11 protein-coding genes and 3 pseudogenes are annotated in these 10,898 nt (G+C 58.5%); 6 read left to right on the forward strand and 8 right to left on the reverse strand.

Annotated features, from left to right (window positions below; translation table 11 throughout):
* Window positions 1-83: 83 nt before the first annotated feature.
* A complete protein-coding gene (locus LG661_RS23005) occupies window positions 84-290 on the reverse strand; it encodes a cold-shock protein (RefSeq protein WP_230534328.1) in 207 nt (68 codons plus the stop codon).
* A 681-nt stretch (window positions 291-971) separates the two neighbouring features.
* On the opposite strand from LG661_RS23005, the gene LG661_RS23010 reads away from it, so the two are divergent.
* The 3 genes and pseudogenes from LG661_RS23010 to LG661_RS25570 all read left to right on the forward strand — a co-directional run.
* A complete protein-coding gene (locus LG661_RS23010; RefSeq protein WP_230534329.1) occupies window positions 972-1,415 on the forward strand; it encodes a methyltransferase family protein in 444 nt (147 codons plus the stop codon).
* Window positions 1,416-1,997 (forward strand): TetR family transcriptional regulator, encoded by a 582-nt coding sequence (locus LG661_RS23015; RefSeq protein ID WP_230534330.1) that lies wholly within the window; start codon window positions 1,416-1,418, stop codon window positions 1,995-1,997. It begins immediately after the preceding gene.
* A gap of 313 nt (window positions 1,998-2,310) precedes the next feature.
* Window positions 2,311-2,499 (forward strand): annotated as a pseudogene (locus LG661_RS25570) (hypothetical protein); the annotation flags it as partial.
* A gap of 599 nt (window positions 2,500-3,098) precedes the next feature.
* Here the strand turns inward: LG661_RS25570 and LG661_RS23020 are convergent.
* Window positions 3,099-3,656 carry a GGDEF domain-containing protein gene (locus tag LG661_RS23020; RefSeq protein ID WP_230534331.1) on the reverse strand — a complete coding sequence of 186 codons (558 nt, stop codon included), beginning with the start codon at window positions 3,654-3,656 and terminating at the stop codon, window positions 3,099-3,101.
* A gap of 883 nt (window positions 3,657-4,539) precedes the next feature.
* Here LG661_RS23020 and LG661_RS23025 point away from each other — a divergent pair.
* Window positions 4,540-4,827 (forward strand): annotated as a pseudogene (locus tag LG661_RS23025) (helix-turn-helix transcriptional regulator); the annotation flags it as partial.
* Between the two features lie 358 nt (window positions 4,828-5,185).
* Here LG661_RS23025 and LG661_RS23035 read toward each other — a convergent pair.
* Complete coding sequence (locus LG661_RS23035; protein WP_230534332.1) at window positions 5,186-5,401, reverse strand: hypothetical protein; 216 nt, start codon at window positions 5,399-5,401, stop codon at window positions 5,186-5,188.
* A gap of 252 nt (window positions 5,402-5,653) precedes the next feature.
* Window positions 5,654-6,097 carry an Lrp/AsnC family transcriptional regulator gene (locus LG661_RS23040; RefSeq protein WP_230534333.1) on the reverse strand — a complete coding sequence of 148 codons (444 nt, stop codon included), beginning with the start codon at window positions 6,095-6,097 and terminating at the stop codon, window positions 5,654-5,656.
* A gap of 135 nt (window positions 6,098-6,232) precedes the next feature.
* On the opposite strand from LG661_RS23040, the gene LG661_RS23045 reads away from it, so the two are divergent.
* Both LG661_RS23045 and LG661_RS23050 read left to right on the forward strand, forming a co-directional pair.
* Window positions 6,233-7,138 (forward strand): DMT family transporter, encoded by a 906-nt coding sequence (locus LG661_RS23045; protein ID WP_230534334.1) that lies wholly within the window; start codon window positions 6,233-6,235, stop codon window positions 7,136-7,138.
* A gap of 132 nt (window positions 7,139-7,270) precedes the next feature.
* Window positions 7,271-8,191 carry a PhzF family isomerase gene (locus LG661_RS23050; protein WP_230534335.1) on the forward strand — a complete coding sequence of 307 codons (921 nt, stop codon included), beginning with the start codon at window positions 7,271-7,273 and terminating at the stop codon, window positions 8,189-8,191.
* A 486-nt stretch (window positions 8,192-8,677) separates the two neighbouring features.
* Here the strand turns inward: LG661_RS23050 and LG661_RS23055 are convergent, their stop codons facing one another.
* The 4 genes and pseudogenes from LG661_RS23055 to LG661_RS23070 all read right to left on the reverse strand — a co-directional run.
* Window positions 8,678-9,040 carry a hypothetical protein gene (locus LG661_RS23055; RefSeq protein ID WP_230534336.1) on the reverse strand — a complete coding sequence of 121 codons (363 nt, stop codon included), beginning with the start codon at window positions 9,038-9,040 and terminating at the stop codon, window positions 8,678-8,680.
* Between the two features lie 173 nt (window positions 9,041-9,213).
* Window positions 9,214-9,699, reverse strand: coding sequence for an SgcJ/EcaC family oxidoreductase (locus LG661_RS23060; protein WP_230534337.1), 486 nt, complete (start codon window positions 9,697-9,699; stop codon window positions 9,214-9,216).
* A 108-nt stretch (window positions 9,700-9,807) separates the two neighbouring features.
* On the reverse strand, window positions 9,808-10,692 hold the full coding sequence (locus LG661_RS23065) for a DMT family transporter (RefSeq protein WP_230534338.1): 885 nt from the start codon (window positions 10,690-10,692) through the stop codon (window positions 9,808-9,810).
* Window positions 10,689-10,898: pseudogene (locus LG661_RS23070) on the reverse strand (hypothetical protein); the annotation flags it as partial. The pseudogene LG661_RS23070 and the gene LG661_RS23065, both read right to left, overlap by 4 nt.

Consider the following 10,898-nt stretch of genomic DNA (forward strand, 5'->3'; position numbering starts at 1 on the left):
GAACATGCTCGGCACACAAGCAAAAGCCGCTCCGAGTGGAGCGGCTGATGGTGATGCGGTCCGAACCGCCGACGCATGGGATGCTAAACCTTGAGATCGACGGCGGATTCCTTACCGGTACGGCGGTCTGCCTCGACCTCGTAGGAAATCTTCTGGCCTTCATTCAGGCTCCGAAGGCCTGCACGTTCGACTGCGCTGATGTGAACGAACACATCCTTGCCGCCGTTGTCGGGCTGGATGAAGCCATATCCTTTGGTTTCATTGAACCATTTTACAGTTCCAGTCGCCATTCTCGTCCTTGGTCCCTTGTAGTTCCTTATGGTGGAGCTTCGCGCACCACCTCTCCGGTGACAGGCTAGTCACAGGTAGGAGGCTAGTTGGCGACGTAAGCCATGGCAATAGAGTGGAGGAAGTACACCTCTCTTATCGGCTGGCGCACCGGCGCTATCCGCCCGAAACCGGAGCTTCAAGAGTGCCGATGTCCGTCTGCTTTGCTCGCAATAAACATGGTTGTGACGGGGGTACGCCCCCAACGGCATCGGCAACTTGGTGCTCTACTTGCTCGTTCCGGTGTTTAGATTCGGAGCAAGCCACGTGCTTTCAATAGCTTAGACTCGCTGGGGAATAGCTGAAAACACTAGATATTGGCCTCTAATCAATTGAGTTGAGGGTGCCGCTTTCCGTTCTGGCGTGGGATGCCGTCGCCAGCGGTTGGAGCAAACCACAGTTGCCATACTGCGGCTCGACGCCCGGCTGGAGGCCTCCGGTCTGTCGGTTGGCAGTTACGCTGTGACATAGCAGAAGCAGTTCAGGCCTGATCCTGACGGCCGACTCGTCAATATCGCGATCTGTCTTGCACGGTTGGATTGGACATTCGCCGTCCAACAGGCGGTTCCCGCAACTCGCGACGTGCTTGCGTTTTGTGATAAAACATGGTTTTTATCATTTATTCAGCATTCTTGGAGGCGCCCATGACCAGACTCATCCCGCCTGTGCTGTTTCTCGCGCTGCTGCTTCCCTTGGCTCTCTTGTGGCTGTACCATCCAGGGGGCTTCGTGATGCGGTCCGACAGGGACATGCCTTGGGACGTGCCGCTCGCACTCGGCCTCATTGTCCTGATCTGGGCGCGCATTCAGTTCAAGAGGGTCGACACGGAAATCCACACCTTCAGGAGGCCGGAAAGACTAGTGACCACCGGCGTTTTCAGGTTCAGCAGGAACCCAATGTATCTAGGGTTTCTGCTGCTGCTGGTGGGAGCCGCCTTCTACGTGAACACTTGGTGCGCCTTGCTACTACCACTTGCCTTCTTCGCGTTCGCCTCTTTCTGGTACATTCCCTATGAGGAGCGCACGCTTCGCGCGGTGTTCGGGTCAGAATACAATACATACGCTAGTCGTGTGCGGCGGTGGATCTGAATGGCCCGTCAGAGAGTTGATGCTGCTGCGATCAAGACGCAACTACTGCACGAAGCGGAACGTATGCTCGCGGAAACGCACGGCCGCCGCCTTGTTATTTCCGAGATCGCAGCGCGGATTGGCATGTCCCAGTCCTATGCACATCGTTTCTTCCCAACCAAGGCCGATCTTGTTAGAGAGCTTGCGTCGCGCTGGTTCCAGGAGATCGAGGGGCAGTCCAGTCGGATCGCTGCGCTAGACTTGCCGCCGGGCGAGCGCCTTGAACGTTGGGTTCTCGGCATCCTGTCGCTAAAGCGTGACCTACACGATGCCGACCAGAAGCTCTTCAATGCCTATCTGGAACTCGCCGCGGATCATATGGACGTGGTTGCAGAACACGTCTCCAAACTGAGCCGCGACCTCAAGCAAATCGTGAGCGGTCTGGTCCCGCCCGGCGAGCTAGAGGACACCGTGGCCATGGTGGAAGACGCCACGATGCTGTTCCGAGTTCCGTCTAACATCTCGCGGTTCCGCGACCGCGCAACCGACACTCGTGCAAAGGTTGTCGTAGATGCCTTACGGCGAGCGATCGGCCACAGGTGATCCGCTAGAGCCGGTCGCTTTGAGACATATCTCGACGTCACAGAGAATATGAAGGGGGCTCCCGCGGTAGAAGCCAAGATGCTCGCCTTGGGATTATCACCAGCGCGGAGTTGCGGGCGAAAAGCCTCGACTTCCTGGTCGAAGACTTTGGCAAGTCGGGTCTCTATTGCTGTGATATCGCCCGGGGAGCCGACCAACGTCCAGCGCGGCCGAACTGGGTCCGGAAGTTTTATCGGCGCCGGGAACACGTTCATGCGGGATGGCCGATCCTCGACAGAGTCTGGGCTCATAGTGAAACAACGGGACGGCTGGGCGGACGGTCGCGCTAAAGGTGAAGTTTACGGACTTTGAGATCACCAGGAGCCGATCGTATGCGAGGGCCGTCAGCGAACATGGTGCACTAGAGAGCGCGAGCCTTCGACTTCTTACGGGCCCTGTTGCCTATGCCCAAGGGCATTCGACTGCTCGGTGTCTCTATATCATCGCTGTAGTTCGAGAGTGAGTCGGAAGAAAATCCGCAGATGAGACTAGGGTTATGGCTTGTACCTCTTCCGGATAGCTTTGCCCGAGAGGGTATATCGCGTATTCGGCAGAGTGCTATGAATGTAGTGGTGCGGCATGCAAGCTCTTATGACTGACTATCCGTGTCAAATTACTACCGCGCCTCAGAAGCGGTAGGCCTAACAGGGAAGGAAGTCCGATGCCCAGCGGACAGAACGTTGCCGCCTTGAGTCGAGCCATGGCCCAACCAAGGCGACCTCTCGACTTGAATCGCTTGTTGGACGAAACCGTCCGGACGCTTTCAAATATCGATCTAGAGCATGGTTTCGAGATGGAGAAGCTTGAGCGGAGTAGGGCTAGCACGGAGTTGAAGCGACAGATTGCCGAGAGCTTGCGCAGCCGTCATCATGAGCGACGGGAGCCCTATCTTCGAGTAATTGCGGACATCCGCCAGCGCATGATGGCGATGTCATTGCTGAACGGACTCCAGGCAGCAAGCTGAATGTTGCCAGATGCCAACCGCCATTTTATCCCACGGAGGTTGGTACCTAAAGCGCCCATTGGGCGCTTTCTTTATTGGATGGACTTATGGGGATGTGGTCAGTCCGGCAGCGCAGTAACAACAGAATTGCGCCCGGATCGCTTCGCCTGGTAGAGAGCGACATCGGCCTTTTGAATTAGAGTTTCCGGGCTCTCACCTGCTGCAGTTGAGCAACCGACGCTCACGGTGACCATGATCGGTTCACCGCCGACGAGTTTGCCTGCGTTGGAAAAGTCGGCTCGGATCCTCTGGGCCACGACCTCGGCTTCTGCCCGATGCAGGGCGATGACAGCGCTGAATTCTTCTCCTCCAAGCCGTCCATAAGATCCAGCGGGTAGGTGTCGGCTCAGAACCTCTCCAAAAAGGTGCAGAACCCGATCCCCGATATCGTGTCCGAAACTGTCGTTGAGGTCTTTGAAGCGGTCGAGATCGAAGATGAGGCAGCTTACAGGCTTGTGGCCGGCTGATCTGACAAGTCGTTGGGCGTTTTCGAGGAAGGCACGGCGGTTCGGAACGCCAGTCAAAGGATCTACGAGCGCAGCAAACTTGTACTCGATCTCGACCTTTTCCTTAGCCATGGACAGGAAGACAAACGCAAGGCCAGGGACATAGGCCACTAACACAAGCCCATCTCGGATGACCAGCGATTCGAAAACGCATCAATCCAAGTGATTGAGCTCAATGACAGGCCGAGACGAGCCCGGGCCACGTGGAACACGGCAAGAGCGCCCAGAAGAGTTACCGCGACATGGCGGGAGGCGAGCTTCTGACCGCTGTGTTTCCATAGCTCGAAAGCTGACAAGAAGGAGTACGTTGCGGCCAGAGCTGACATTACGATTAGTCGCGCACCTGGAGAGTCAAAAATCGCCGGAAAAACCGCTACCCAGAGGACAGCGCCGATCACGGACGAGGGGAGGGGCCAGGGGCGCCCGTTGAAAACCCGACATCCAGCATAAAGCGATCCATAGGCGAGAGCCATGAACGCGTTGGAGAGGAGTAGGATGGAAACAGGAGGCTCCCCAGTGCGTGGGGCGACCAAGCCCATTCCGGCAAAGGCCAAACAAAAGGCCGAGCCCCACCAAAGCAATGCGGGGATAGTCCGGTTCAAGATCCAGGAAAATACCAGTGATATGCCGAGGACAAGCGAGAGCAGAATAAAGGCTGCGCCGAGCGTTTGCGTGTGGAGGACCATGATCAGGTCGCCTTCATAGAATCGAAATGGATGTCCTCACCGACGGCCGGAGCAAGGATAGGGATGGGATCCATACCAGACTGACTGAAAAGGCGAACCTAAATGTTGTGGTTTGCTTTAGCCTTAAGTTTGAGCCGCATTGGTAAGATTGGAAGCCTTGATGGACAAGCGCTGGGTGTCCACCTTTGCAGACCGACCGATGTCAGTGGCCCCGTCGATGCCCTGGCGAAACTCAGGGACATCCTGGCGCGGTTCCATAACGCGTTGGATCCGCCGGATCCGCTCACCTCGCAGCGGAGAACCTCTCGGACTTCCGTGAAGCGATTCGGCGCCAGCACAAATGCGAGATCCAATACCGGGGCGGCGGCAGGTATGAGAGCACAAGGGTAATCTGGCCATTTGCCATCGGTTACTTAACCGATGGACGGATACTGGTCGGCTGGTGCGAGGTGCGCCAGGGGTATCGTCACTTCCAAACCGACCGGCTGATCGGAATCCACTTGCTTGAAGAACGGTATCGGCGAAGTCGGACGGGGATGCTCCGGGATTGGTTGGCGCACCAGGCTGACGGGAGCCAAAGCCTTTCCGTGGCGTAACTGGGATCCATGGGTGTTCTCACGGATGAAGGGGCGCCCAAGCCTCATGCCGGTGCATCCGGTAAGTGCTGGTGGTTTTTACTACCGAATGCCGGCTTGGTCCGGGTGAGGAATTCGCGTTCTTGGGTTAGACGCAAACCTTTCGATTTGCATTCGATGCTGACAGGAGTGAAATGGTGCACATGATGCGCAAACAGCAGGCGCACTACGCCCGCAATCTGCGGCCCTCACTTGCGGAGCAGTTTGAGATGCTCGCTGCCTAACCTTATAAATGCGTCCCGACCACCTCTGCGTGCCAGCTCCAAATTTGCGACGCATCCTCAGCTGGAGTTTGGCCATTTTTGAGGGCGTCGGAGGGTCAGGCGTGGATCCAAAACGCACGCTCTGAGGCGATAAAGTCCAAGGTCCGCTCCAGGGTCATGGTGGGCGTGCCGAACGGACCGGGAGCTTTCCACCGCTCTCCGTCCCACCACAGCACCTGCACCTTTGCGGGATCGGTCGTCAGGCGAAGGCGCGCCACAGGCGCGCCGCTCTGTCGGCTCAGCAGCGAGTAGCCGCGTCCTCGCTTCTCCACCACCACATCACGTGCACGGCAGAAAGCTGCAAGCCCCTCCAGGATGCGACACAGAACGTCAGATACCCAGGACGACAGGAACGACCCGAACGTGACATTTTGGCGTAAGACAATGCGCCATTCNCGTGCACGGCAGAAAGCTGCAAGCCCCTCCAGGATGCGACACAGAACGTCAGATACCCAGGACGACAGGAACGACCCGAACGTGACATTTTGGCGTAAGACAATGCGCCATTCGTCAGAAGGCGCTACTTAGGAACTCTGAAGCGGAGGGGCGCGTCTGGGGATCGGCTGCGACTTGACGATGGCTGTGCTCGTCTCTGCCTTGTCGGCAATGCGATCCAAGAGGCCATCGAGCTCTTCGATCGAGCGCACATAGAGGCGGGCGACGAAGCAGTCGTCGCCCGTGACCTTGTCGCACTCCCCGAATTGCGGGGTCTCTTCGATCAGCTTTTGTACCACGTGAAGCTTGCCCGGCAGAGGTTTGATGCGCACGATAGCCTGGATTGCGAAACCGAGCGCCTTTGCATCGACCTCGACTGTGAAGCCGCGGATGACACCGCGCTCCTCGAGGCGCCGCAGCCGCTCCGATACGCTCGGCGACGACAGTCCAACTGCCTGGGCGAGTTCCTTCAGCGAAGTGCGGGAATCCCTCAGCAAGATCTCCACGATCTCACGATCGGTCTCATCGAGCACATTTTACTCCATTAGGCGATTTAACCTTCGGCCCTAATAAAATTAGGTGTTTTCCTTTTACACTCTTTCATGGGTCATGGAAGCTGGCTCGTAAATCTCCGAAGCTTGCCCTCCCGCTGAACCGGAGGAAGTGGAATGAGTGAACGAGCGCGCGGGACCGTCGAGATGACGGTCGCGATGGTGATCTTGGGTACCATTGGGTGGTTCGTCGTGTTGTCGGGACAGCCCGTGCTGACCCTCGTGTTCTGGCGCTGCATCTTCGGGGCAGCCGCCCTGCTGGTCGTGTGCGCCGGGTTAGGTGTGCTGCGTGGAATCCTGGATCGCCGGGTTCTGCTTTATTCCGCGCTCGGCGGCGTGGCCATTGTGATCAACTGGCTGCTGCTGTTCGGCTCCTACTCTCGCGCCTCAATCGCTGTTGCCACTGCGGTCTACAGCACCCAGCCCTTCATTCTGGTCGGGTTGGGGGTCCTGTTCCTGTCCGAACGGCTCACCGCTACCAAGCTGATGTGGCTCGGGCTCGCCTTTGCCGGCATGGTCCTGATCGTGCAGGCCAAGCCCGACGTAGGCTATGTCGGTACCGACTACCTGACCGGCATTCTGATGGCATTCGGAGCCGCCTTCTTCTACGCGCTCACGGCCCTCTTTACCAAAAAGCTCACCGGGACCCCGCCGCACCTGATCGCGCTGATCCAGGTCTGCATCGGCATTGTGATGCTACTGCCGTTCGCGGACCTGTCGAAGTTGCCGACGGACGCGGGAACATGGGGCACGCTCGCCGTGCTCGGCATATTCTACACTGGGCTGATGTTTACGTTGCAGTACGGCGCAATCCAGAAGTTGCCGACGCACCTCACCGGCTCGATCTACTTCGTGTATCCCGTGGTTGCTATTGTGGTGGACGTGCTGGCCTTTGGCCACCGGCTGCATCTTGCCCAGGTGGCCGGAGCTGCCGCTATCCTAATCGCTGCGGCGGGCATGAACCTGGGATGGTCGTTGCGGCGGGCTGCCGCCCCGAAAACCGTCGCTCCCGCGGTTGAATGATGCCGGTAGATGGTCACCCCGGCTCGCGCGGATCATCTGAGAGGCCCAGAGCGCCGACGAAAACGTGCAAAAAAATTCCTATGTCAGCTATCTGCCCGTTCGGCAGGCAGGTCGACCCAACTGAGAGGCATCATGGCATCCTACCAAGTCTATCAAGTTGACGCCTTCACGCAGGCGCCGTTTGAAGGGAACCCGGCCGGCGTCGTGCTCGCGGCTGATGGCCTAAGCGAAGCTCAGATGCAAGCAATTGCACGGGAACTGAACAATTCCGAGACGGCGTTCGTTCTGAGGCCTCGCGGAGGCGATCACGATGTCTTGGTCCGCTTTTTTACACCGACCGTTGAAGTCCCCGTGTGCGGCCATGCGACGATCGCCGCGCATTATGTCCGGGCAGTCGAAGGATTGATCCCCGAGGGGAGCACGCGTCAACTGACCGGAGCCGGCGTGCAGCGGATCGACGTCGAGCGATTAGAAGATGGTGACTTTCGCATTTGGATCCAGCAACAACCACCGACGTTCGGCCCAATATTGTCGGAGACGGACCGCCGCGCGCTGGTTGCGGCCCTTGGCATCAGGGAGTGTGACCTTGGACAGGGGCCCATCGAGGTCGCCTCGACGGGGCACTCGAAGGTGATGGTGCCGATACGTGATCGCGCGAAGCTCGATTGCATCAGGCCCGATCTCAAAGCCCTGAGCGCCCTCAGCCGCAAGATCGGCTGCAATGGCTACTACCCGTTCACGCTCAGCGATCCTGACCCGGGATTTCTAGCGCATGGCCGCATGTTCGCGCCTGCGATCGGCATTGCCGAGGATCCCGTCACGGGCAACGCCAATGGACCTCTTGGGGCTTACCTGATCCGCCATGACTTGGCTGGTTCCGATGCAAGGCGCTCTGGACTGACGGCATTGATACGGCAGGGAGAGGTGATCGGCCGCCCGGGGCAGGTCAGGGTCGAAGTTGCGGTCGATCCAATGAGTGGACAGCCCAACGCGGTCCGCATTGGCGGAAACGCTAGAATTGTGTTTCGCACAGAGTTGGCTATTTCCAGCTGAAGCCGATCACTGCAATGGAAAGCATGCTGGCCACGTACATATTTTGAGTTCCCACCTCACCGCTGAGTTAATCCTCGGGCGTATTAGGGTTACTGATACCAAGTGGAAAGTCGAGTGAAGCGGCGGAGTCGCTGCCTGGCTTCACCTTTGATTATACTTGTACACGCCCGCCGTCGCGCGATCAGTGCCGACTTGCGCCTGGGCCGGATCACTCTGCAACAGGGCTCCCGAATTTTGCGACGCAGTGCCACACGCGCTTGAGCGACTGCGGATCAGCTTTGGTTAAACTTCAGCGCTAGGCCAATTTCCCGAGGCGTCACATAACCGTCAATCGCGATGGAGACGGCTCTGTTGCGTTAACCTGGAATGGGCACGACGAACCCGGCCCGAGTGATCCTATTTAACAGGTCTCGCTTAAAAATTATTCCAGTCCAACCCGCTGCATGGTGCCCTACGCAACCCTATGATCCCCAACATGGAATGAGCTCAGCGGACGAGAGTCTGCTGGTGCTGGACGAGCTTCCACATGGTGCCGGCTGCGCGATGCGTTGAGGTACAGACGGCGTTATACGGAGCACTCCCGTTGCGATGCCCCGTCGCACGGTAGGCGAGGACCAGAATGATCTCGCTGGGCTTGGTCATCGCGCGTTCGGCCATCTCGACGGATACCCACCGCGGCGCATCCTTCATGCTCGCAAGGATCTCCGCCGCTCTCATCACTCCCACCCCCGGAAGAGCCATAAGACACTCGCAGTCAAGATGTCGCTCGTAGAACTCCAGTCCGCCCGTCCAGAACTGCCGTTCGAGCTCCCACGCCTCGTAGTCCTGCATCGCTGGTCGAAGCCCCATTTCAATTGGCAGCATATCGTTAAAGGTGACAGGTAATTTTCGGCCTGTCTCACCAGGCATCGTCACGCCCGCTGGCGAAGTTCACAGGTGCGGCGGCCAGTTCCTCGTCGGCGGTATTGTTCAGGCAGTTCGCCCGGAGCAAAACGCTCCCGACTAAACCGAAGCAACTCCATTTAACGATTGGCAATTTCTTTAGATTGAGCATCGATTGATTCAGCCTGAAATTTTGTGTTTTGCCCGACTGAGATTATCCACGTCCCATGCTCCTTCTTCATCACGTAGAGGGGACGTCCCTCAGGCTCGGACCTGATCGGTGTGCCCTCTTTGTCCACTGGTCTCTGATGTACATTCACAGCGGCCACGGTATCACTGAGGAAGGTAACATGAGCGATTTCGTATGTCGCAAGCTGGTCGTCCAGGGCCGGAGTAAGGACCTTTTGAGTGAAGGAATTGATCTCCTCCCATCCCGTGAGCCGCTTGCCGAACGCTGTCACCCAGACGGCGTCCCGGCCAAGCAATTGCATGAAACGGTCGGCATCGCGACTGCGTTGCGTCTCTTCAATAGCGGCGACAACGCACCTGATTGCGTCCACGTCATGCACCCGATCGGTGGCAGACAATGAGGCGTCACGGACAGTCAAAGTAGTTTTAAAGGACATCGAGTGTTCCTTTTGATGTATGGGATTAACTAAGGACCACAGAGAGGCGGAGGAACTCAGCCGTTCCTTGTGGTGGAATGAGTTGGCTCGCTGGTGCAAGGTTACCCCTCACGATGGCTGTCGCGTGCCTGCGGGCGGCAAGGTGCGAGGCGTATGACGCTGTCCAAACCAAATGCTGCTGAGGATAAGGCAGATGCCGAGGACCTGGAACTCCGACAGCTGTTGGTTAAGGAACACCCATCCGAGCAGGACTGCCGTGACCGGACTGAGGAATCCGAGCGAGGAAACGATCGCTGGCTGCAATCGCGCGACGCCTCGAAACCAGAACACGTAGGTCAGCGCCGCGCCGATAAGCCCGAGCCAGGCCAACCCAATGAGATTCTCAGGGATAGGAGCGGGGATTGCCCCTTCGATGATAACTGCCATCGGCACGAGCAGGAGGCCGCCTGCTGACAACTGCCAAGCAGTGAAGGTCAGTAACGACACCGGCGGTTGCCACTTGCGTGTTAGCACGGTTCCGAGCGCCATCGACGCGGCACCGGCGAAGCCTGAGACAATTCCGACGAAATCCAGTTCCGCGCGTGGCGTTAGAACGAGCAGGGCGACGCCGCATACCCCAACGACCGCTGCGATGATAGCTGGGAGGCGGATCCGGCTCCCCAGCAACGCTGCGGCGAGGAACACCACGATCAGCGGCTGGACGGCGCCGACGGTTGCCGCCACTCCGCCAGGGAGCCGATAGGCAGAGACAAACAGCATCCACCAGAAGATCGAGAAGTTCAGGGCGCCGAGCACGAAGACCCGTCTCCACCAGATCCCGGTCGGCAGTTGCCGTACGATCAGAAGCAGCAACAACCCGGCCGGCAGGGCGCGAAGCATCGCAACCGTCATGGGCGAGTAGTTCGGCAGGAACTCGGTGGTGACGGCATAGGTGCTGCCCCAGATGGCGGGCGCGATGGCCGTCAGAAGCAAGTCGGAAGCGTGCGGTCTCATGCGATCTCCAGAACCTCTTTAAGCGGGCGGCGGGGCTTCTGCAGCCAGTTTCCCGGAGCGGCGCGGCCAGCCGCGACGAGCATGACTGGCACTTCATCCGGCGCGAGGCCGAACTCGCGCCACGCCCTCGGCATCGAACCCGACCATCGGTCCCGAGGCGAGGCCTAGCTGTGAGATCTGAGGAGGTTGTTCATCCCGTCTGAGGG

Origin of the sequence: Microvirga roseola (assembly GCF_020866965.1) — a bacterium.
Taxonomy (GTDB): domain Bacteria; phylum Pseudomonadota; class Alphaproteobacteria; order Rhizobiales; family Beijerinckiaceae; genus Microvirga; species Microvirga roseola.